The 21,267-nt window shown below is 57.2% G+C and carries 22 protein-coding genes; all 22 read left to right on the forward strand.

Translation table 11 applies throughout. The features are described from left to right. The first annotated feature begins 78 nt into the window (after positions 1–78). The 22 genes from cobI to miaB all read left to right on the forward strand — a co-directional run bounded on the left by cobI (position 79) and on the right by miaB (position 21,256). A complete protein-coding gene (gene cobI, locus MGLY_RS14220; RefSeq protein WP_156274872.1) occupies positions 79–801 on the forward strand; it encodes a precorrin-2 C(20)-methyltransferase in 723 nt (240 codons plus the stop codon). A 640-nt stretch (positions 802–1,441) separates the two neighbouring features. Then, positions 1,442–2,680, forward strand: coding sequence for an IS110 family RNA-guided transposase (locus MGLY_RS14225; RefSeq protein WP_156271235.1), 1,239 nt, complete (start codon positions 1,442–1,444; stop codon positions 2,678–2,680). A 186-nt stretch (positions 2,681–2,866) separates the two neighbouring features. After that, positions 2,867–3,631 (forward strand): precorrin-4 C(11)-methyltransferase, encoded by a 765-nt coding sequence (gene cobM, locus MGLY_RS14230; protein WP_156274874.1) that lies wholly within the window; start codon positions 2,867–2,869, stop codon positions 3,629–3,631. Next, positions 3,624–4,715, forward strand: a complete 1,092-nt coding sequence (locus tag MGLY_RS14235) for a cobalt-precorrin 5A hydrolase (RefSeq protein ID WP_156274876.1) — start codon at positions 3,624–3,626, stop codon at positions 4,713–4,715. The genes cobM and MGLY_RS14235 overlap by 8 nt, the downstream gene beginning before the upstream one ends. Beyond that, positions 4,715–5,440 (forward strand): precorrin-3B C(17)-methyltransferase, encoded by a 726-nt coding sequence (cobJ, locus tag MGLY_RS14240; RefSeq protein ID WP_156276494.1) that lies wholly within the window; start codon positions 4,715–4,717, stop codon positions 5,438–5,440. The genes MGLY_RS14235 and cobJ overlap by 1 nt, the downstream gene beginning before the upstream one ends. After that, positions 5,437–6,195 (forward strand): precorrin-6A reductase, encoded by a 759-nt coding sequence (gene cobK, locus MGLY_RS14245; RefSeq protein ID WP_156274878.1) that lies wholly within the window; start codon positions 5,437–5,439, stop codon positions 6,193–6,195. The genes cobJ and cobK overlap by 4 nt, the downstream gene beginning before the upstream one ends. A 17-nt stretch (positions 6,196–6,212) precedes the next feature. Beyond that, positions 6,213–6,596 carry a sirohydrochlorin chelatase gene (locus tag MGLY_RS14250; protein ID WP_156274880.1) on the forward strand — a complete coding sequence of 128 codons (384 nt, stop codon included), beginning with the start codon at positions 6,213–6,215 and terminating at the stop codon, positions 6,594–6,596. Next, entirely contained in the window at positions 6,580–7,218 is a 639-nt protein-coding gene (locus MGLY_RS14255) for a precorrin-8X methylmutase (RefSeq protein WP_156274882.1), read from the forward strand. The genes MGLY_RS14250 and MGLY_RS14255 overlap by 17 nt, the downstream gene beginning before the upstream one ends. Then, entirely contained in the window at positions 7,218–8,768 is a 1,551-nt protein-coding gene (locus MGLY_RS14260) for a cobyric acid synthase (protein ID WP_156274884.1), read from the forward strand. Before MGLY_RS14255 ends, MGLY_RS14260 begins: the two co-directional genes overlap by 1 nt. Further along, positions 8,749–9,720, forward strand: coding sequence for an adenosylcobinamide-phosphate synthase CbiB (gene cbiB / locus MGLY_RS14265; protein WP_422880096.1), 972 nt, complete (start codon positions 8,749–8,751; stop codon positions 9,718–9,720). The genes MGLY_RS14260 and cbiB overlap by 20 nt, the downstream gene beginning before the upstream one ends. A gap of 15 nt (positions 9,721–9,735) precedes the next feature. Continuing rightward, positions 9,736–11,145, forward strand: coding sequence for a cobyrinic acid a,c-diamide synthase CobB (locus MGLY_RS14270; protein WP_156274888.1), 1,410 nt, complete (start codon positions 9,736–9,738; stop codon positions 11,143–11,145). Continuing rightward, a complete protein-coding gene (cobT, locus tag MGLY_RS14275) occupies positions 11,133–12,194 on the forward strand; it encodes a nicotinate-nucleotide--dimethylbenzimidazole phosphoribosyltransferase (RefSeq protein ID WP_156274890.1) in 1,062 nt (353 codons plus the stop codon). Before MGLY_RS14270 ends, cobT begins: the two co-directional genes overlap by 13 nt. Then, a complete protein-coding gene (cobS, locus tag MGLY_RS14280) occupies positions 12,191–12,958 on the forward strand; it encodes an adenosylcobinamide-GDP ribazoletransferase (RefSeq protein ID WP_156274892.1) in 768 nt (255 codons plus the stop codon). Before cobT ends, cobS begins: the two co-directional genes overlap by 4 nt. A gap of 13 nt (positions 12,959–12,971) precedes the next feature. After that, a complete protein-coding gene (locus MGLY_RS14285; protein ID WP_156274894.1) occupies positions 12,972–13,883 on the forward strand; it encodes a GHMP family kinase ATP-binding protein in 912 nt (303 codons plus the stop codon). Next, the gene (gene cobD / locus MGLY_RS14290; RefSeq protein ID WP_156274896.1) at positions 13,844–14,968 is read left to right on the forward strand and encodes a threonine-phosphate decarboxylase CobD; all 1,125 of its coding nucleotides are present in this window, start codon (positions 13,844–13,846) and stop codon (positions 14,966–14,968) included. The genes MGLY_RS14285 and cobD overlap by 40 nt, the downstream gene beginning before the upstream one ends. Beyond that, positions 14,969–15,613: an alpha-ribazole phosphatase gene (gene cobC / locus MGLY_RS14295; protein ID WP_156274898.1), complete on the forward strand. Its 645-nt coding sequence runs from the start codon at positions 14,969–14,971 to the stop codon at positions 15,611–15,613. A gap of 57 nt (positions 15,614–15,670) precedes the next feature. After that, complete coding sequence (locus MGLY_RS14300; protein ID WP_156274900.1) at positions 15,671–15,898, forward strand: helix-turn-helix domain-containing protein; 228 nt, start codon at positions 15,671–15,673, stop codon at positions 15,896–15,898. Between the two features lie 176 nt (positions 15,899–16,074). Continuing rightward, a complete protein-coding gene (gene guaB, locus MGLY_RS14305) occupies positions 16,075–17,523 on the forward strand; it encodes an IMP dehydrogenase (RefSeq protein WP_170291237.1) in 1,449 nt (482 codons plus the stop codon). Positions 17,524–17,659: 136 nt separating this feature from the next. Continuing rightward, positions 17,660–18,757, forward strand: a complete 1,098-nt coding sequence (locus MGLY_RS14310; RefSeq protein ID WP_156274904.1) for a DUF362 domain-containing protein — start codon at positions 17,660–17,662, stop codon at positions 18,755–18,757. 81 nt (positions 18,758–18,838) lie between these two features. Continuing rightward, on the forward strand, positions 18,839–19,282 hold the full coding sequence (locus MGLY_RS14315; protein ID WP_156274906.1) for a PPC domain-containing DNA-binding protein: 444 nt from the start codon (positions 18,839–18,841) through the stop codon (positions 19,280–19,282). Between the two features lie 48 nt (positions 19,283–19,330). Continuing rightward, positions 19,331–19,813 (forward strand): bifunctional nuclease family protein, encoded by a 483-nt coding sequence (locus tag MGLY_RS14320; RefSeq protein WP_156274908.1) that lies wholly within the window; start codon positions 19,331–19,333, stop codon positions 19,811–19,813. A 60-nt stretch (positions 19,814–19,873) separates the two neighbouring features. Then, positions 19,874–21,256, forward strand: a complete 1,383-nt coding sequence (gene miaB, locus MGLY_RS14325) for a tRNA (N6-isopentenyl adenosine(37)-C2)-methylthiotransferase MiaB (protein WP_156274911.1) — start codon at positions 19,874–19,876, stop codon at positions 21,254–21,256. Positions 21,257–21,267: the final 11 nt, after the last annotated feature.

Genomic DNA, 21,267 nt, shown 5'->3' on the forward strand with positions numbered 1-21,267 from the left:
ATACCGGGCTAATAATTGCGGTTGATTAATGAATACCATCAAATGATGGCATGGTGGGATAAGGGGTGGAGGCTTTTGGTGAGTGGAACCTTCTATGGCCTGGGGGTTGGACCAGGGGACCCGGACCTGTTAACCCTGAAGGCTAAAGCCATTTTAGAACAGGTACCAGTCCTGGCGGTACCGGTTTCCCAGCGGGGCGAGGAAAGCCTGGCCCTGCAGGTGGTCCGGCCCTTTCTTCGGCCTGAGCAGAAAATACTAAATCTTTTCATGCCTATGACCCATGACCAGGCTTACCTGGAACGTTGCTGGGATGCAGCGGCAGCAGAACTTTTGGCAAACCTTACCGCAGGCCAGGATATCGCCTTCCTGACTCTGGGGGATGCTTCCCTTTACAGCACCTATAGTTACTTAATGCAACGCTTACAAAAACTCAACCCGGATTTAAAGATTGTTACCGTTCCCGGGATCACTTCCTTTGCTGCGGCTGCTGCCAGTTTGAATGTACCCCTGGCGGTAGGGGACGAACCCCTGGCCATCATCCCGGCCCTCAAGGACCCGACTAACTTAAAGGAATACCTCTCCCTTTTCCCCAATCTAGTCTTAATGAAAGTCGCCCGCCATTATGACGCCATCGTTACAGTTCTGGAGGAGGAAGGTGTGGCCGAGCAATCGTTCCTGGCCAGCCGCTGCGGCCAGCCAGGGGAGAGCTTCAGTTGTGACCTTATAGCGGAAAAGGGTAAGAAACAGGATTATTTGTCGTTAATTATAGTCAAAGGCACCACCAACAAGGGTGATTGTTAACAGACAAGAGATAGAAAAGCTTCGGCGGCGATTATGGGTGGGGATATGTCCCGGAGCCGCGAATAGTGGAGCGCCGGTAACAGGACAGGCGAGGTGAGGTAACCGTTGCCGCCGCCGAGGACGCCTGAGCGTGCCCTGGCGAGGAATACAGAGTGACCTCATAGAAGGATCCAGGCCAGCGGAGCAGGAAGCCTTTTCATTGGCAATCCGCAGGCGGCGAGCAACGGTCCGAACCGAGCCGTAGTCCTGTCGGCGCGTAACTCCTGAGCGGCGAAGGGACATATCCCCACCAGAAGGCACCATTTTTAGCAGAACGCTATTTTGGGAGGAACGCTATTTTGGGAGGAGCCCCCCATGGGGGCTGGCGCCCCCTCCACGACACATGAAATAGGTGATAGTATAAGTTAAAACACTGCCATGAAAAGGATCGATTTCGCTCTGGTGCCGGACAAGGAGCCCGAGGAGGAGTCTGATCCAGACACCTTTAGGAACCACGAACTGTAAAGCAGGCCTCAACAAGGTAAAGTACCCGCCTTGGAAGGCTGAGCACGTGGAGGAGATTCTTAGACCATGGAGGTGTCTCTTGGCAGTAGTTAAATAAAAAATAAAAAAGAAAGAGGGGAAAGCAAGAAACCACGAAATGGAAGTAGTGTATGAACGCTGCTGTGGGCTAGATGTCCACAAGAAAAAGGTAGTGGCGTGTCTGATCACGCCAGGAGAAAAACAACTAAAACAAGAAATAAGAACCTTTGGCACCATGACCGAAGACTTAGAAGGGTTACGGGGATGGCTTTTAGAAAACGGAGTTACTGCCGTAGCCATGGAAAGCACCGGAGTATATTGGAAACCGATATACAACATTTTAGAAGGCCAAATACCAGAATTAATATTGATCAACCCCGAACACTTTAAAGCCTTAAAGGGGAAGAAAACCGACTGCAAAGACGCGGTGTGGCTAGCCGAACTTTTAAGGCATGGCCTGCTAGCAGGAAGCTTTATCCCGCCGAAAGAAATAAGGGAATTAAGGGAGTTAACCAGGTATAGGGCGGCTTTGGTAGCAGAACACAGCCGCGAGGTGCAAAGGGTCCAAAAGCAGCTAGAAAACAGCAATATCAAATTAAGTTCAGTAGCCACAGATATCATGGGCGTATCAGGGCGAGAGATACTAAAAGCGATGCTTAACGGGAACGAAGATCCAAAAGAACTAGCGCAAATGGCCAGGGGGAAATTACGCAAGAAGATACCAGAACTAGAAAAAGCCCTGGAGGGGAAAATAGAAGAACATACCCGGCTATTGTTGAAACAACAACTAGAGCACCTGGAGTTTTTAGAGCAACAAATCGAAGAACTAAATGCCGAAATCGAAAAAAGGATGGAGCCTTTTTTCGAAGAAGCGGGGAGACTAGCTGAAGTAAACGGCATAAAAAAAGAAGCAGCCCAGGATATAATTGCCGAAATAGGCGTCGACATGACCCCCTTTCCTGATGCTGACCATTTAGCCTCATGGGCAGGGGTCTGTCCCGGTAACAACGAAAGTGCCGGTAAACGAAAGAGTGGGAAAACCCGTAAAGGAAATCAACACTTAAGAGCAATATTAGTCCAATGTTCCTGGGCCGCAATACGAACAAAAGACAGCTATCTCTCCGCGAAATATCGTCGATTAGCGCCACGACTAGGCAAGAAAAAAGCCCTGCTAGCCATCGCCCATAGTCTGATAAAAATTATCTACCATCTCCTAAAAGATAAAGCCCATTACCAGGATCCAGGACCAAACTACTATACCAAAGAAGAACGAGAACGCCGAATAAGGCGGTTAGTAAAGCAAATAGAAGCCCAAGGTTACACAGTAACTCTAGAAGAAAAGCCTTCTGTTGCCTAGTTTTAAAAAAAGCCAAAGGAAAGATAAATGCTAGGTGCAAGCATGCAATGGTAAAAAGACACATTTTAGTATAGCTATACCGCCAGAGTAAAGTTTATACAGCAATAACGCACACTAATTATTTCCACTAAAGTGAAATATGGGCTGAACTGTAAGCCTTAGTGATTTCGGAGGAGCGGGGCAGGCATGAAGGTTTACTTTGTCGGGGCCGGACCGGGAGACCCGGAGTTAATTACCGTCAAGGGGCGCCGTCTTTTAGAAGAAGCCGGGGTCATTATCTATGCCGGCTCCCTGGTTAACCCGGAAATTTTAAAGTATGCGCCACCGGGAGCAAAGCTGTATAACAGCGCTTCCCTCACCCTGGAAGAGGTCCTGGCCATCATGCAGGAGGCTGTAGCCAGGGGCGAAAAGGTGGTCCGCCTCCATACAGGCGATCCTTCCCTGTACGGGGCCATCCAGGAGCAGATGGACGCCCTGGAAAGGCTGGGAATACCTTATGAAATAGTGCCCGGCGTCAGCTCCTTTGCGGCGGCGGCGGCAGCCGTAAGGAGGGAATTTACCCTGCCGGGGATAAGCCAGACATTAATTATCACCCGGCGGGCCGGCCGGACCCCGGTACCGGCAGGGGAAAGCCTGCCTGATTTGAGCCGCCACCGCGCCAGCCTGTGCCTTTTCCTTAGCAGCCAGGACCTGGCGGCGGCAACCGCCGAGCTGGCCCGGGGGTATGGGGAAAATACGCCGGCAGCCATAGTCTATAAAGCCTCCTGGCCGGAAGAAAGGGTTATCCATGGTACGCTGGGGGATATTGCCGCCAGGGCCAGGGAGGCGGGCATTGCCCGGACGGCCCTGCTCCTGGTTGGCGATTTCCTGGCCGGCAGCTACCAGCGCTCCTGCCTGTACAACCCGGCCTTCAGCCACGGCTACCGCGAGGCAAAGACACCCCATGACTGAAGGACAGGGAATAGCCATTGTCACCCTGACCCGGCCGGGTTTACAGACGGCCCTGCAACTGGCCCACTCTTTATCAGAGGGGACTACTATCTTTATCCCGGCCGGCCTGGTCCCCCGGGCAGGGGCTGGTGAAGGGGACCCGTTCAAAGTAGTGCCGTATTCGGGGCCCTTATCGCCATTCCTGGGGCAGATTTTTCACCAGTACCGGGGGTTAATCCTGGTCATGGCCGCCGGTATTGCCGTGCGGGCTTTGAGCCCCCACCTTGTTTCCAAAAAAGCAGACCCGGCCGTGGTGGTGGTGGACGTGGGAGGTAAATACGCCATCAGCCTCCTCTCCGGCCACCTGGGCGGGGCCAATGAACTGGCCCGGAGAGTAGCTTCGCTGCTGGGTGGCCAGGCGGTTATTACTACCGCCAGCGAAGTGCAGGGGCTACCACCCCTGGACCTGGTGGCCCGGGAGTTGAACATGAGTGTCTGGCCGGCAGCCAGCTTTACGAAAGTAATGGCGGCCCTGGTCAACGGCGAGCCAGTCGAGCTACTGGTAGAGAAGCCTTTACTTCAGACCCTGGAGGAGGCCCTACCCGCCTTAAGGCCCCGTCCCCTTGAGGCCTGCCCCGCAGGAGGGGAAGGCAGGGCGGGGATCATGGTTACCTGGAGGCGCTTGCTCCTGCCTGGTCCCCGGTGGGTTTACTGGCGGCCCCGGGTGATTAGCGCCGGTATCGGCTGCCGCCGCGGCGTACCTGCCGGGACAATCCTCTACGCCCTGGGCCTGGCCCTGCGGGAAGCGGGCCTCAGCCGCCGCAGCCTGGCAGCCCTGGCCAGCGTTGATTTTAAGAGAGAGGAACCGGGCCTGCAAAGGGCAGCCGGCCGCCTTGGTCTCCAGTTGCTTACCTTTACTCCCTGGCAGCTGGCGGCCTGTATGGAACGTAACCCCCATTTGAAGCGTTCGGAAAAGGTTAACCGGCATATTGGCATCCCCGGCGTTTGCGAGCCGGCGGCAATCCTGGCTGCAGGAGAGGGGGAATTAATATGGCCCAAAATGAGTTACCGGGGGGTGACTGTAGCCCTGGCAAGGGGGAGATAATGGTCATCGGCCTGGGGCCGGGCCGGGAGGAAGAAATGACGCCCCGGGCCCGGCAGGCCCTGGCCCGGGCGGAAGTAATCGTCGGTTACCGCACGTATATTGATTTAATAGCTTCCCTGGTGGCCGGGCGGGAAGTAGTGGTTACCGGCATGACGGGGGAAGTAGCCCGGTGCCGGGAAGCCGTCGCCCGGGCGGCCGCCGGGGCCCGCGTGGCTGTTATTTCCAGCGGCGACCCCGGGGTATACGGTATGGCCGGGTTGATCCTGGAAATCCTGGCCGGACACCCCCGGGGAAAAGAAATAGCGGTAAGTATTATTCCTGGGGTGACGGCAGCCACTGCCGCGGCAGCTACCCTGGGAGCGCCCCTGATGCATGACTTTGCCGTCATCAGCTTGAGCGACCGTTTGACCCCCTGGGAGGTTATAGCCAGGCGCCTTGAGTTCGCAGCAGCGGCCGATTTCGTCCTGGTCCTGTACAACCCCCGCAGCCACGGCCGTCCCGATCACCTCCACCGCGCCCGGGATATTATCCTCCAGTACCGCCAGCCATCTACCCCGGTAGGGGTGGTACGGAACGCCGGCCGGGAGGGAGAAGAAGCCTGGGTCCGCGACCTGGCCACTTTCCTGGAACTACCGGTAGATATGGTCAGCACGGTCATCATTGGCAACAGCCAGACCAGGGTGCAGGATGGACGCCTGGTGACACCCCGGGGGTACCGGCTATGATCCTGGTACTGGCCGGTACGGCTGACGCCAGGGAGGTTATCGGTACTTTAAAGGCAGGAAGCTACCGGGTGGCAGCCAGCGCTGTTACGGCATACGGTGCCAGGCTGGCCAGGGAGGCCGGAGCCGATACGGTCCAGGAAGGGCCCCTGGGAGGAGAAGACTTGCTGGCCTTTTTAAAGGACCATGACGTCAGGGCAGTTATTGATGCCACCCATCCCTTCGCCACCGCAATTACCGGTGCAGCCCGGCAGGCCTGCCAGGCCCTTGGGTTGCCCTATTTCCGTTACCGCCGGCCGGAAGTTAAATTGCCTTCCCACCCGAACCTGCTGCTGGCCGGTAGTTTTGAGGAAGCAGCGGAACTGGCTTCCCGGGGACAGGTAATATTTCTAACCACCGGCACGCGACACCTGGAATACTTTACTACCGCGCCGGCCCTGGCCGGCAAAAGGCTCGTTGTCCGGGTACTCCCGGAGGAGGCTTCCCTGGCCAGGTGCCGCCAGCTGGGTATCTGGCCGGGGGATATTGTGGCCATCCAGGGTCCCTGCAGTTATGAGTTAAACCGGGCCCTTTACCGGCAGTTTAAGGCCGATATAGTTGTAACCAAGGACAGCGGCACCACCGGTGGGATGGTCGATAAAATCCAGGCCGCCCTGGACCTGGGGCTAACGGTTGTCGTCCTCCGTCGCCCGCCGGAGCCTGATAGTTTACCGCTGGAGGAGATTATCCCTTTGCTGGGAGAAGCGTTAGAGAGATAAGAGGGGGGGGGACAACAATGAGCACAGGGATTATTTTGCTGGGCCATGGCAGCCGCATACCGGAGGCCAATGAGCACCTGAAGCTCCTGGCGGCCCAGGTAAGGGAGTTGCTGGGGGGTATCCGGGTAGAACCCTGCTATATGATGCGTACCCACCCGGACCTGATGGAAGGGATAACCATACTGGTCGAAGCAGGCCTGCAGAAAATTATTGTCGTACCAATGTTCTTCTGCAATGGCCTTCATGTCCAGCGGGATATTCCCGAGCAACTGGAGATAGCCAGGAAACGTTTTCCGGACATTGAATTGATTTATGGTACCAACCTCGGTGCCGACCGTAGAATCGCCGAGGTTATTGTAGAACGTATCCAGGAGGTGGCCCCCGGTGTCGTTTATACATGATCCCCGGGCCATTGAGGCCCATAGCCGGGAGATAATAGCTGCCCGGGTGGGGGATTTGGGCCTGGGACGCGGGGAAAGGGCCATTGTAACCAGGATCATCCATGCCACCGGGGACCTGGATTATGCCCGGCTGGTAGTCATCCACCCCCGGCTGGTCCAGGTAGCAACGACAGCCCTGCGCCAGGGGGCGGATATTATCACCGATATAGAAATGGTGCGCCAGGGGATCAGCAGCCAGATGCTTGCCCGGGGCGGCGGCCGGGTAATATGTGCCATCCGGCAAAAAGAGGTCATCGACGCAGCTGCAGCCCGGGGGGTGACCAGGGCCATGGTGGCCATGGAATACCTGGCGCCCCGGATGGCGGGAGCCCTTGTGGCCATAGGCAATGCCCCCACGGCCCTTTTTCGCCTGCTGGAGTTAATGGCCGCCGGCCGGGCAGCGCCGGCAGCCGTAATCGGCACTCCGGTGGGTTTTGTGGGAGCGGCGGAAGCCAAAGCAGCCCTGGAAACAGCCGGTATACCCTTTGTTACCGTCCGGGGAACCAGGGGTGGGAGCACAGTGGCGGTTGCTGCTGTCAATGCCCTGCTGCACCTGGCCTGGGACGGGGAAGGTGACAATTAATGGCCAGGGCAATTATGCTCCAGGGAACCAGTTCCAATGTCGGCAAGAGTGTCCTGGCGGCAGCCCTGTGCCGGATTTTTTACCGGGCCGGTTACCGGGTTGCTCCCTTTAAATCCCAGAACATGGCCCTTAACTCCGGCGCTACCCCGGACGGTGGCGAAATGGGGCGCGCCCAGCTGGTACAGGCATATGCTGCCGGGGTGCAGCCGCGGGTGGAAATGAACCCGGTCTTGCTTAAACCCACGGCCCACGCCCGCTCCCAGGTAATCCTCCTGGGAAGGCCGGTAGGCAACCTGGGGGCCAGGGAATATCATGGTCACTTTAACCAGGAGCTCTGGCAACATGTAGAGGCGGCTTACGCCACCCTGGCCAGGGAATTTGAGGTTATTGTCATTGAAGGCGCCGGCAGCCCGGCCGAGGTCAATCTTAAAGCCCGGGAAATAGCCAATATGCGGGTAGCCAAAATGGCCGGGGCCCCGGTGCTCCTGGTGGCCGATATTGACCGCGGCGGCGCCCTGGCGGCCATTGTCGGGACCCTGGAACTCCTGGACCCCGACGAGAGGGAACTGGTAGCCGGTTTGATTATTAACAAATTCCGGGGTGACCTGGATTTGCTGCAACCAGCCCTGGATTTTCTGGAAAGGAAAACCGGCAAGCCGGTTCTGGGGGTTATACCCTTCCTGGCCCACGGCCTGCCGGAAGAAGATTCCGTGGTCCTGGAGCAGGCAGCTGGCCGGCCTACGGCTGCCGGTGAGGTGGAAATAGCCGTAATTAAAATCCCGTGTATTGCCAACTTTACCGATTTTGATGCCCTGGAACGGGAAGTCGGCGTTAACCTGCGCTATGTAGAGGATAAAGAAGCCCTCGGACAACCGGACCTCATCATCCTGCCGGGCAGTAAAAATACTATAGGCGACCTTTTATGGCTGCGGCAACGAGGCCTGGAGGAGGCCATCAAAGACCTGGTGGGCAGGGGGACCCCGGTGGTGGGCATTTGTGGCGGCTACCAGATGCTGGGCCAGGAGATTGCCGACCCCGGCCATGTGGAGACAGACCACGACGGCATCGCCGGGCTGGGCCTCTTACCGGTGCGGACGGTATTTCAACCAACCAAGGCCACCAACCTGGTACAGGGACAGGTAACAGGTACGGGCCCTTTCCTGGGGCCACTGCAGGGCCTGGAAGTAAAAGGGTACGAGATTCATATGGGGGCCAGTTACCTGGTAGCAGGCCAGCCGGCCTTTAAAATTACCCGGCGCGGGAATAAACCGGTCGACATTGACGACGGGGCTCTAAGCCCTGATGGACTTATCTGGGGTACGTATATCCATGGTATCTGGGATAACGATCCCTTCCGCCACCAGGTACTGGCCACCTTAAGGGCCAGGCGCGGCCTGCCAGCCAGGGAGAGCGGCCTGGACTTTACCGCTGACCAGGAGCGCCGTTTTGATGCCCTGGCCACGGTGGTAGCCAGGCACTTAGATCTCAAACGCCTGGCGGCGATTATGGGGCTGGAGCGCCCCCTGGCGGGTGACAGCCTTGGGGCCTAGCGTCCTTTTGCTGGTCCTGGCCTTGCTCCTGGACCTGGCGGTGGGGGACCCGCCCTGGCTCCTGCACCCGACCCGGGTCATGGGGGCGGGTATTGGTGCTCTGGAAAAACTTTTCTGGCGGCCAAATGCTTCCCGGGGCTACCTGTTAGCAATGGGTGGTATGATAGTCATTTGCATAGTTGGGGCCAGCTGGACCATCACCTGGGGGTTGCTGGCAGTAGCCGGCCGGATTAATTACTGGGTGGAGGTATTGCTGGCCGGGTGGCTGCTGGCTACAACCATTGCCCCCCGGGGCCTGGCCGGAGCGGCCTTAGGGATTGGTCAATCCCTGGCGGCAGGTGACTTGCTGCGGGCCAGGCAGCAGGTGGGTTACATTGTCGGCCGGGATACAGCTAACCTTTCGGAAGGAGAAGTGGTCCGGGCGACGGTAGAAACTGTAGCCGAGAATACCAGCGACGGCGTTATTGCTCCCCTTTTCTATTTTTTCCTGGGCGGGGTGCCCCTGGCCATGGCCTACCGGGCCGTTAACACCCTGGATTCCATGCTGGGTTACAAAAACGACCGTTACCTTTTTTTCGGCCGGGCGGCGGCCCGGCTGGACGATCTGGCCAATTATCTTCCCGCCAGGCTAACGGGAATAGCCTTATGCGTGGCGGCCGCCCTGTGGGGCTATGGTTGGCGGGCCTGGACGATTATGCTGCGCGATGCCCGCAGGCACCCCAGCCCCAACAGTGGTTTCCCGGAGGCAGCGGTAGCCGGTGCCCTGGGGGTGCAGCTCGGAGGCCTCAATTACTACCAGGGGATACCTTCCCAGCGCCCCTTGATCGGTGAAGCCCGGCAGGGCTTGAGGAAGGAACATATCTGGCAGGCTGTTTACCTCATGGTTGGAGCAACGGTAATAGCTGCCCTGGCCGGTGGGTTAATCCTGGGCCTCAGGGGGAACTGGTATTAAAAAAGGAGCACCTGCATGAGCCACAAGCGGATTGTTATTGCCGGCACCCGCAGCGGAGTTGGCAAAACGAGTATCGCCACCGGTTTAATGGCGGCCCTGGCTGCCAGGGGCTTCAAGGTCCAGGGTTTTAAAGTTGGTCCCGACTACATCGATCCCAGCTACCATACCCTGGCCACCGGCAGGCCTTCCCGCAACCTGGACACCTTTTTAATGTCCCGGGAAAACGTCCTGGAGGCATTTACCCGGGCTGCTGCCGGGGCTGATATAACCATTATTGAGGGTGTCATGGGCCTTCATGACGGCCACAGGAGTAGCGGCAGCGGCAGTACGGCTGCCATAGCTCGCCTGCTGGCCGCCCCGGTCCTCCTGGTTGTGGACGCAACCTCCCTGGGCCAGAGTGTAGCTGCCGAAGTCCTGGGTTACCGGGCCTTCGATCCCGGGGTACACCTGGCCGGGGTGATCCTCAACCGGGTCAGCAATGAAAGCCACCTGCAACTGCTCCGCCGGGCCATTGAAGATTATACCGGCATAGCGGTGGTTGGCTGGCTGCAAAGGGGGGCATTACCGGCCCTGCCCTCCCGGCACCTGGGGCTGATCCCGGCCGGAGAGCAACAGGGATTAAAAGCGGTTTTAAAAGAGCTGGCTGCTGCCGTGGCTGCCGGTATCAACCTGGAAGAGGTTGTTTCCCTGGCCACAAAGGCCGGCCCCCTACCGGCCGGCGGGAGCCAGAGCTTTGCCGCGGCAGCCCTGCAGGCCGGCGGGCCGGTGCCGGTGGCCGTCGCCAGGGATGAGGCCTTCAGCTTTTACTACCAGGATGCCCTGGATTATTTAGCAGCCCTGGGAGCCGAAATCATAACCTTCAGTCCCTTATATGATACTTCACTGCCGGGGGAAGCTGCCGGGGTGATTATCGGCGGTGGCTTTCCGGAAATCTTCCTGGAGCCCCTGGCAGGCAACCAGCCTATGCTTACCGACCTGCGCCGGCGGGTAGCTGGGGGCATGCCGGTTTATGCCGAGTGTGGCGGCCTCATGTACTTGACCCGGGGGATAACCGACCTGGAGGGGCGGACCTGGAAACTAGCCGGGATAGTCCCGGCCGACTGCCAGATGCAGACCAAACTCGCCGGCCTGGGCTACCGGGAAGCCACCTTATACCAGGATAACCTCCTGGGTAAGAAAGGAGATCCAGTCCGGGGACACGAGTTCCACTATTCGCTGCTGACCGGCATGGCAGGAGACTTCCCCCCTGCCTATACCTGGTACGCCAGGGGTGGCGAGTACCATGAAGGCTACGCTACCCCCAGGCTACTGGCTTCTTATTTACATTTACATTTCCTGGGCAACCAGCAGGCCGCGTTAAATTTCCTGGCAGCCTGCCGGAGATACAGAACCCAGCGGAGGAGGAATGCTTCGTGCAATTATTAAACCAGACCCTGGCCGCCATTAAACCCCTGGATGAAGAGGCCATGGCCAGGGCCCAGGCCCACCTAGACGATCTCACCAAACCACCGGGAAGCCTGGGGACTCTGGAAACAATTGCCCGGCAGCTGGCCGGGATTAAAGGGGAAGTGCCGCGCCGGTTATCCCGCAAGACCCATATCCTCATGGCCGGGGACCATGGTGTAGTAGCTGAGGGAGTCAGCGCTTTCCCCCAGGAAGTTACACCCCAGATGGTGCTGAACTTTGCCAGCGGCGGGGCGGCCATTAACGTCCTGGCTCGCCATGCCGGGGCAGAACTGGTCCTGGTGGATATTGGTGTGGCCGCGGAACTGCCGGACCTCCCGGGTTTACTGAAAAGAAAAGTAGCCCCCGGTACCGCCAACCTGGCCCGGGGCCCGGCCATGATCAGGGAGCAGGCCATTGCCGCCCTGGAAGTCGGTATCGAGGTTGCCAATGAGAAAATTGCCGCCGGCAGCGAACTGCTGGGCATTGGTGAGATGGGCATCGGCAACACCACCCCCAGCACGGCCATTCTGGCCGCCTTCAGCGGCCTGCCGGTAGAGAAAATTACCGGCCGGGGGACGGGAATTGATGATCAACGCCTGCAGCTAAAGATTAATGCCATTCGCCGGGGGCTGGAAGTAAATCGCCCCAACCCTGCAGATCCCCTGGATGTCCTGGCCAAGGTAGGGGGGTTGGAGATTGCCGGTATGGCCGGGGTAATCCTGGCCGGGGCAGCCGCCCGGGTACCGGTGCTTATCGACGGCTTTATTTCCGGGGCTGCCGCCCTGGTGGCCACCCGCCTGGCACCGGGGGCCAAAGAATACATCCTGGCCTCCCATCTTTCCGAAGAACCCGGGCATGCTGCCGCCCTGGAACTCCTGGGCCTCAAGCCCATGCTGACCATGCAGATGCGCCTGGGCGAGGGTACCGGGGCCGCCCTGGGGATGACCATGATCGAGGCAGCCATTAAGATCTACCACGAGATGGCTACCTTCAGCCAGGCCGGCGTTTCAGGGGCGCTCGACAGTTGAAAGGCCAGCTCAATGCCTTCCTTGCCGCCCTCCAGTTTTTGACGCGTATCCGTTTAAGCAGCGGGGATAATTCTCCGGATGCCTGGCAAAGGAGTGTCGCTTATTTTCCCCTGGTAGGGCTGCTTTTAGGGTTAATCCTTGCCGGGGTCTGGCAGGCCTTAAGTTACCTGCTCCCCGCTTCCGCCCGGGCCGGCCTGGTCCTGGCCCTGGCGGTTTTCTTAAGCGGCGGCCTGCACCTGGACGGCTTTATCGACAGCATGGACGGCCTTTTTTCCGGCCGGGAGCGGGAACGCATCCTGGCCATCATGAAAGACAGCCATGTGGGTGCCCACGGCGTAACGGCAGTCGTTACCCTGCTGGTGGTAAAATACAGCCTGTTAACGGCCCTGCCGCCCGGGCACCTCTGGCTGGCCGGGCTGCCGCTACCGCCGCTGCTGTTGCTGATGCCTGTCTTGAGCCGCTGGGCCATGGTACCGGCCCTGACCTGTTTCCCCTATGCCCGTAAAGAAGGGCTGGGCACCCTTTTCAAGGCCGGCCGGGGCCGCCGGAGCTTGAGTATAGCCACCCTGATAACCGTCCTGCTGAGCTGGTTAATTATGGGGCTACCGGGTCTGGTTTACCTGTTGCTGGTGGGTCTGGTGTCCCTGGGCTGGTGCAACTGGGTCAGGCGGCTCCTGGGGGGCCTGACCGGCGATACCTACGGTGCCCTGGCCGAAATAGCCGAGGTCTTTGTCCTGGCAGCTTATTTTTTCTGGCCGTGGTAAGGGGGGGAAAGCCATGCAGGGAGTAGCCCAGGCCCGTGGTGCCTGCGGCGAGTTGGTCCAGGGGATGGTTGACGGTAAATATTTCCTCATTACCTGCCCGATTAATATCAGTGCCGAAGCGACTGTAACTTTGATCCCAGGAGGCCGCTTTCAGGGTCCACCGGGAAAGAGCAAGGCCCTGGCGGCAGCACGCCTGACCATGGCCCGGCTGGGAGAGAAGCAGTGGGGCGCCCGGCTGGCCATAAACAACCCCCTGCCGCCCGGCAAGGGGCTGGCCAGCAGTACGGCCGATGTGGCGGCGGCAGCCGCAGCTACGGCCGGGGCCCTGGGGGCAGAACTATCCCTGGAAGAGATTAAAAGGATAGCCCTGGCCATTGAACCGAGTGACGGTACCTTCCTGCCGGGCATTGTCCTCTTTGATCACCTCCGGGGCGAATTCTGGGAAAGTTTGGGGGAACCGCCGCCCCTGGCCATTTTAATCGTCGATCTGGGGGGTACGGTTGATACCGTCCTCTTTAACCAGCGCCGGGATCTAATGACTTTAAACCAGGCCAGGGAAGGGGCTGTCCGCCAGGCGGTGGCCCTGGTGCGGGAGGGACTGGCCTGCGGGCGACCGGAATTAATTGCCCGGGGTGCCACTTTAAGCGCCCTGGCCAACCAAAAGATTCTCTATAAACCGGAACTGGAAACCCTGGTGGAGCTGGCTACCGGCCTGGGAGCCCTGGGGGTAAATGCGGCCCACAGCGGCACGGTGGCGGGTATCCTCTATCGACCTGGAGAAGTAGACATCGACGAGCTGGAAAGACAAATCCGGGCAGTCTTTCCCTATGTACATTTTATCCGGGCCACTATGACCGGTGGTGGAGTGGAAACCGGGGGTGAACCATGGCTTACGGGCAAGCAGGTAACGGCGGCAGGGAGCTAGCCAGGCCGGTTCATGGCGGCGACTGGCAGGGGGCGGTAGAAAAATATGGCTGGCAGCCGGAAGAAATACTGGACTTCAGCGCTAATGTCAACCCCCTGGGGCCGCCCGCCGGGGTCCTCAAAACCTTGCAACAAAACCTGCAGGCCATCCAGCGTTACCCCGATCCCCAGTGCCGGCAGTTAAAAAAAGCCCTGGCTACTTACCTGCAGGTAGACCCGGACGCAGTTATAGCCGCCAATGGAGCGACAGAATTGATCTATCTCATCTGCCAGGCTTTAAAGCCTCGCCGCGTCCTTATCCCGGAGCCAACCTTTAGCGAATATCGCCGCGCCGCTTTAGTTGCCGGGGCCGAAGTGGTGACGATGGAACTTGACCCGGCTTCTTTCTTTGCCCTGGATATAGCCCGCTGGCGGCAAAACCTGGCGCGAGTAGATCTCGCCTTTTTATGCAACCCCAATAACCCTACGAGCCAGCTCTTGGAGAAAGCAGTTTTAAAAGAAATTGTTGAACTTTGCCGGCGGCGTGGCGTTTTTCTTGTTATCGACGAATCCTTCCTCGATTTCGTCCCCAACTGGCCGGAACTTTCCCTGGGCAGCCGGGCGGCTGCCAGGGAGGGATTATTGTCCTTACGCTCCCTGACCAAGATTTTTGCCCTGCCGGGGCTGCGCCTGGGCTGCGGGGTGGCCCATCCAGAACTGGTAGCCAGGCTGGAAGCCCGGCGGGACCCCTGGAGTGTCAATATCCTGGCCCAGATAGCCGGTGCTGTGGCCCTGGCCGACATGGAGTATTTAGAGGCGACCCGGGAATTAATCAGGCAGGAAAAAGAATATCTTTATCATGGGCTGGCGGGGCTGGCAGGATTCCGGCCCTATCATCCCGAAGTTAATTTTATCCTGACGGATATTACCGCCAGCGGCCTGACGGTTCCCCGGCTGGCAGCGCACCTGGCCCGGGAACGCATCTTAATTCGCGATTGTTCTTCTTTCCCCGGCCTGGGGCCGGCCTATTTTCGCGTGGCCGTACGTGAGCGGGGGGCCAACCAGAAGCTGCTGGCAGCTTTAGAGAAAGCGGTGGAGGAGAGTTAATTGCAGGGTACAAGGGTTTACCTGGTCCGCCATGGTGAAACGGAGTGGAACAACTCGGGGCGCTACCAGGGGCATTCGGATGTGGCTTTGAGCTCAAAAGGCCGGCTCCAGGCAGAATTGTTGCGCGAGCGTTTTCGCCATATTTCCCTGGATGGTGTTTACAGCAGCGATCTCAGCCGCGCCCGGGAAACAGCGGCTACTATTGCTGCTCCCCATGGCCTGGAAGTGAATACAGTTACGGGCTTACGGGAAATAAACTTTGGCGCCTGGGAAGGCCTGACCTACCAGGAGATAATCGCGGGTTTCCCCCGCGAGTGGGAAGAATGGCGGCAGGATCCGGGTAACAGGATTGTACCCGGCGGGGAAAGTTTCCAGCAGGTCAAGGCGCGGGTCTGGGAAGCCTTTAACGGGATCGTACAGCAGGAAAAGGGGTGCAGCATACTTTTGGTAGCCCACGGCGGCAGCCTCAGGACCCTTATTTGTGCCATCCTGGGACTGGATTTAACTGCTGTCTGGCGCTTTCGCCTGGACAATACCGGGGTCAGTATTGTCGATTGTTATGACGATAAGCACATCCTGGTGCTCTTAAACGATACCCACCACCTGGAAACCCTGGGCGGGCCCGACGGCAGTGGTGTTTTATAATCAGTCCGGGGTAAAAGGATACCCTTTAAGGCAAACTACCTCCAGGAGGTGTTTGCCGTGGAACCTACCTTCAAGCCCTCGCGAGCGCCCTGGAGCACCCGGCCTGGCTTAAAGGAAATGGCTGCTGAGGTCGGGATAGATTTTGACCGCTTCCTGGCCGGCCTGGCTGCCAACCGCTCAGATACCGAACTGGCAGCCGAATTCGGGGTGGATTCCCAGGTTATTTTTCGCCTGCGGGACCATTTTGAACGTTACGGGCTTCATTCCATTATGGGGCAGGATTAGCCGGGTTTCCCGGCTATTTTTTATATTTCCCGGGGAACTAATTTCAGATATAATAGCCTGGAATCAGGAGTAACTTGACAACGATTTACCCTGACAGGAGGCTGGTACTGCCAGCCGGACTTATGGTATAATTAAGCAATAATTTGGTCCTGATTTAAGGGGGCTTAACCTTGACAATGGATAAGATTATTGGGGAAGGCTTGACCTTTGATGATGTCCTGCTGGTTCCGGGTGAATCGGAAGTCTTACCGCGGGAAGTGGATATCAGTTCCAATTTCACCCGCCATATTCGCCTCAATACCCCCCTGGTAAGCGCCGCCATGGACACCGTAACCGAAGCCAGGATGGCCATCAGTATGGCCCGGGAAGGCGGCATCGGGGTTATCCATAAGAACATGTCCATTGAACGCCAGGCCAAAGAAGTTGACCGGGTTAAACGCTCAGAACACGGGGTCATCACCGATCCCATTTCCCTGACACCGGACCATAAGGTACGGGATGCCGTAGCTTTAATGGAGCACTATCATATTTCCGGGGTACCCATTACGGTTAATGGCAAGCTGGTGGGTATCATTACCAACCGGGATATCCGCTTCGAGGAAAATTATGACCGGCCCATCAGGGAAGTCATGACCAGAGAAAACCTGGTGACCGCCCCGGTGGGCACTACTTTGAGCGAGGCCATGGCAATCTTACGCCGCTACAAGATTGAAAAGCTGCCTCTGGTGGATGACGATTATAACCTGAAAGGGTTAATCACCATTAAGGACATCGAGAAGACGCGCAAATATCCCCTGGCCTCCAAGGATGAGAGGGGGCGCCTCAGGGTAGCGGCAGCTGTGGGAACAGGAGCCGATACCATGGCCAGGGTAGAAGCCCTGGTAGGGGCCGGGGTAGACGCCATCGTCGTTGACACGGCCCATGGCCAGGCCCGGAGTGTGCTGGAGACTGTCCGCCGGATTAAGGCCGCCTTTCCAGCAGTAGAACTAATAGCCGGTAATGTGGCCACAGCTGATGGGGCCCGGGCCCTGTGTGAGGCTGGTGTTGACGCCGTCAAGGTGGGCGTTGGCCCCGGTTCCATTTGTACCACCCGGGTTATTGCCGGCATTGGTGTGCCTCAGATTACGGCCATTATCGAATGTGCTCAGGCGGCAGCTCCCTTTGGTGTACCGGTGATTGCCGACGGGGGTATTAAATATTCCGGCGATGTTACCAAGGCCCTTGCTGCCGGGGCCAGTACGGTCATGATCGGCAGCCTGCTGGCCGGGACGGAAGAAAGCCCCGGGGAAATTGAAATCTTCCAGGGCCGCAGTTTTAAGAGTTACCGCGGTATGGGTTCCCTGGCTGCCATGAAGGAGGGCAGCAAAGACCGCTATTTCCAGGAAGAAGCGGAAAAGCTGGTACCGGAAGGCATTGAAGGCCGGGTACCCTATAAAGGCCCCGTGGCGGAAACCATCTTCCAGCTGGTGGGGGGCCTGAGGGCCGGTATGGGTTACTGCGGTGCCAGGAGTATTGCCGAGTTGCAGGCTAAAGGTCGCTTCATCCGCATTACCCCGGCGGGCTTGAGGGAAAGCCATCCCCATGACGTCATGATCACCAAAGAGGCTCCCAACTACCGGATTTAAGGTAGGGGCATTAAATTACTACTGCTGGTTCCCAGAGACCTCCCGGCCAGAATGTAAGTTAAATATGTCGAACTGGTTCTCCTGGAAGGTTCAGAAAGAAAGCAAAAAATGCATAAATTGGGAAGAGGTGGAAGCAATGGCGGCAGAAGTATTCTGGGCTGATATGCGGACAGAAAAAGGGAAGAATCTCGTGGACAAGGTAGCCGCTTTATGGCGTAAAGCCGGTTTTCAAAGGGCCATCGCCCCGGAGGACCTGGTAGCCATCAAAATCCATTTTGGCGAAAGGGGGAATCTGGCCTATATTAACGCAGTTTTTGCCCGTCGGGTGGTGGAATTGGTGAAAGCCAGCCGGGGTAAACCTTTCCTTACGGATTCCAATACCCTCTATGTAGGTTCCCGTTCCAACGCCGTCGACCATTTACAGACGGCCATTGAAAACGGTTTTGCCTATGCTGTGGCCGGTGCTCCCTTGATCATAGCCGACGGCTTGAAAGGCAAGGATTATTATGAGGTACCGGTTAACGGCAGGCATTTCCAGCAGGTTAAAATCAGCAGCGCCATTTACCACGCCGACAGCATGGTGGTCATGAGCCACTTTAAAGGCCATGAATTGACGAGTTTTGGCGGGACTATTAAGAACCTGGGCATGGGTTGCGGCAGCCCGAGCGGCAAGCAGATGATGCATAGCGATGTTCTACCCGAAGTCCAGGAAGAAAAATGTATCGGCTGCGGCAGGTGCCGCCGCTGGTGCCCGGCAGGAGCCATTACCGTAAATGAAAAAGCCAGCATCAATGCTGAGCTGTGCATTGGCTGCGGTGAGTGTACCGTTACCTGCCCGGAAAGGGCTATTAAAGCGAGCTTTAAAAGCGACCCGGTAGTATTGCAGGAAAAGATTGTAGAATTTGCCCGGGGAGCCCTCAAGGATAAAGAGAACAAATGCGTCTTCTTTAACTTTGTGACCCACGTGGCTCCCGAATGCGATTGTAACTCCTGGAATGACGCCGCCATTATCCCCGATGTCGGCATCCTGGCTTCCTGGGACCCGGTGGCCCTGGACCAGGCTAGTTTCGACCTGGCCAATGCCCAGCCGGCCCTGCCGGGAACCCGCCTGGACGGTCACGAGGGCGTTAAAGATAAATTCCTGGCCATCAGTGGGTATGACGGTACCCCCCTCTTAAAATATGCTGAGGAGATGGGCCTGGGAACGCGAGAATATAACCTGATTAAGATTTAAAAGGTATAAATGGCAATGTGGTCTTTAAGTTGAAAAGACACATATATATCGACAACCTTTCCAGCAGGAGGATTGGAAAAAATGGCGAACTTATATGTTAAGAAGCTGGAAGGCAGGTCCGGCCGGCAACTGGCCTATCGCCTGGCCTATGGCTGCGATCTCCTGGAAGCCCTGCAGGGTATAGTTGCGGAAGAGGATGTACGTTTCGGTTCCATTAACTTTTTGGGTAGCGTTCTAAAGGCCAAGATAGGATACTATTTAGTAGAGGAAAAGCGTTTTATAACCATGGAAATGGACCAGCTTATGGAAATTTTAAACGGCCTGGGCAATGTTTCCCTGAAAGATGGTAAACCCTTTGTCCATGCCCACGTCACTTTCCTCGACCGCGAAGGAAAAATTCACGGAGGGCATCTCTTGCCGGGAACCATTGTTTATGCCGGGGAAGTTTTCATTGAGGAAATTGAGCTCCCGGCACCGCCGGAGCGGGTCTATGACCCGGTGACCGGATTAAACCTGTGGGAATAGAATGGCTTGAAGGTTGGCCGAATAATAATCTTATTGGGGGTGGGGATAATGCTCATACCGGTGAAGGTAAAACAGATAGTCCTGGATCAGAGCTTGAGCCCGGTAGTGTTACTGAGCGACCAGGAGGGAACTCAGGTTTTGCCCATCTGGGTGGGTCCCTTTGAAGCCCAGGCTATTGCCCTGGCCTTGCAGGGCATCCTGACACCGCGCCCCCTGACCCACGACCTGTTACGCTCCCTGTGTGAGAATCTGGGAGTGGAGGTCAAAAAGGTTCTGGTCCAGGATATACGCGACGGTACCTATTATGCTGAACTTTACCTCCGTCAGGGGGATAAAGAGATAGTAGTTGATGCCCGGCCCAGCGACGCCATTGCCCTGGCCCTCAGGACCAACGCACCCCTCTATATCACTGAAAAGGTGGCAGCCTATACCTTAAATATTGAAGACCTGGTCAGTGAAGACCAGGTTGAGGAGTTGCAGCAAATGCTGGCAGATAATAAACCAGAGGATGACAAAAAGCACCTGCATTAACAGGTCCTCCATCCCGGCCAGGCAAAAAGGCCGGGATTATTTGTAGCCAGGGCCAGGAAAATGTATAATAAAAAGGAGTTACATTCTATACTTCCGGAGGGTTCAAGTTTGGCGGGTCAAGGGAAAACCTTTAAGATTATCACCTACGGTTGCCAGATGAATCAAAGGGACAGCGAAATGATGGCCGACCTCCTCCAGGCTGCAGGTTATGAACCAGTTGCTGACGAGGCAGATGCTGATGTCATTGTCCTTGATACCTGCTGCGTGCGGGAAAAGGCTGAGAATAAAGTCTACGGTAAACTGGGCCAGATAGAAAGACTGAAAAATGCCAATCCAGACCTGGTAATTGCCGTAGCCGGTTGTATGGTCCAGCAGCCCGGAGCGGCCGCAAAGATCCGCCAGCAGGCACCTTATGTCGACTTGCTCCTGGGGACCCATAACCTGGCTGAATTGCCCCGGCTGATTGAGGAAATCAGAGAACTGCACCAGCCCCGGGTAGCTGTCCGGGAAGAGGAAGGCGCGATAGGAGAAGATTTGCCCCGGCGCCGGGCCCGCGGCGCCCAGGCCTTTGTAACCATTACCTATGGCTGCAATAATTTTTGTACCTACTGCATTGTGCCCTATGTCCGCGGCCGGGAGAGGAGCCGCCGGCCAGAAGATATATTAAAAGAAATCAAAGACCTGGTTGACCAGGGGGTTATTGAGGTAACCCTGCTGGGCCAGAATGTCAATTCCTACGGGCGTGATTTAGAGGAGAAAATTGGTTTTGCCGACCTGTTAACCAGGGTTAACGCCATTGAAGGATTAAAACGTATTCGCTATGTGACTTCCCACCCCCGGGATTTTACTCCCCGGCTGGTGGAGACCATCAGCCGCCTGGACAAGGTGTGCGAGCATGTGCACCTGCCCGTCCAGGCCGGCAGCAACCGTATCCTGGAACTCATGCACCGGGGCTATACGAGGGAGCATTACCTGGAGCTGGTCGCCTCTTTACGCCGGCATATGCCAGGAATTAGCCTGACTACCGACCTTATTGTCGGTTTTCCCGGCGAAACGGAAGAGGATTTTAGGGAGACCCTGGACCTGGTGGCCAGGGTACAGTTTGATAATGCCTTTACCTTTATGTACTCGCCACGTAAAGGTACGGTGGCGGCTACCCTGCCCGGACAACTGCCCCTGGAAGTAAAGAAAGAACGCTTAAAGCGTTTAATGGAACTCCAGAACCAGATCAGCCTGGCCAAAAACGAAGCCCTGGTGGGGCAGGAAATAGAGGTGCTGGTGGAAGGGCCGAGTAAAACGGATCCTTCCCGGTTAAGCGGGCGCACCCGGACCAACAAGCTGGTTATCTTCCCTGGCGACCAGAACTTAACCGGCAAGCTGGTCAATGTCCGGCTAACCCAAGCCCAGACGTGGTTATTAAAAGGGGAAATCAGCTGTGACTAAAGGACAGGCCC

It is taken from the genome of Moorella glycerini, from assembly GCF_009735625.1.
Taxonomy (GTDB): Bacteria; Bacillota; DSM-521; order Neomoorellales; family Neomoorellaceae; genus Neomoorella; species Neomoorella glycerini.

Excerpts from the sequence above, each read along its gene's own strand:
- MGLY_RS14225 (WP_156271235.1), top strand. The coding sequence starts at position 1,442 with ATGGAAGTAGTGTATGAACGCTGCTGTGGGCTAGATGTCCACAAGAAA.
- cobM (WP_156274874.1), top strand. The coding sequence starts at position 2,867 with ATGAAGGTTTACTTTGTCGGGGCCGGACCGGGAGACCCGGAGTTAATT.
- MGLY_RS14235 (WP_156274876.1), top strand. The coding sequence starts at position 3,624 with ATGACTGAAGGACAGGGAATAGCCATTGTCACCCTGACCCGGCCGGGT.
- cobJ (WP_156276494.1), top strand. The coding sequence starts at position 4,715 with ATGGTCATCGGCCTGGGGCCGGGCCGGGAGGAAGAAATGACGCCCCGG.
- cobK (WP_156274878.1), top strand. The coding sequence starts at position 5,437 with ATGATCCTGGTACTGGCCGGTACGGCTGACGCCAGGGAGGTTATCGGT.
- MGLY_RS14250 (WP_156274880.1), top strand. The coding sequence starts at position 6,213 with ATGAGCACAGGGATTATTTTGCTGGGCCATGGCAGCCGCATACCGGAG.
- MGLY_RS14260 (WP_156274884.1), top strand. The coding sequence starts at position 7,218 with ATGGCCAGGGCAATTATGCTCCAGGGAACCAGTTCCAATGTCGGCAAG.
- MGLY_RS14270 (WP_156274888.1), top strand. The coding sequence starts at position 9,736 with ATGAGCCACAAGCGGATTGTTATTGCCGGCACCCGCAGCGGAGTTGGC.
- MGLY_RS14285 (WP_156274894.1), top strand. The coding sequence starts at position 12,972 with ATGCAGGGAGTAGCCCAGGCCCGTGGTGCCTGCGGCGAGTTGGTCCAG.
- cobD (WP_156274896.1), top strand. The coding sequence starts at position 13,844 with ATGGCTTACGGGCAAGCAGGTAACGGCGGCAGGGAGCTAGCCAGGCCG.
- guaB (WP_170291237.1), top strand. The coding sequence starts at position 16,075 with ATGGATAAGATTATTGGGGAAGGCTTGACCTTTGATGATGTCCTGCTG.
- MGLY_RS14310 (WP_156274904.1), top strand. The coding sequence starts at position 17,660 with ATGGCGGCAGAAGTATTCTGGGCTGATATGCGGACAGAAAAAGGGAAG.
- MGLY_RS14315 (WP_156274906.1), top strand. The coding sequence starts at position 18,839 with ATGGCGAACTTATATGTTAAGAAGCTGGAAGGCAGGTCCGGCCGGCAA.
- MGLY_RS14320 (WP_156274908.1), top strand. The coding sequence starts at position 19,331 with ATGCTCATACCGGTGAAGGTAAAACAGATAGTCCTGGATCAGAGCTTG.
- miaB (WP_156274911.1), top strand. The coding sequence starts at position 19,874 with ATGTATAATAAAAAGGAGTTACATTCTATACTTCCGGAGGGTTCAAGT.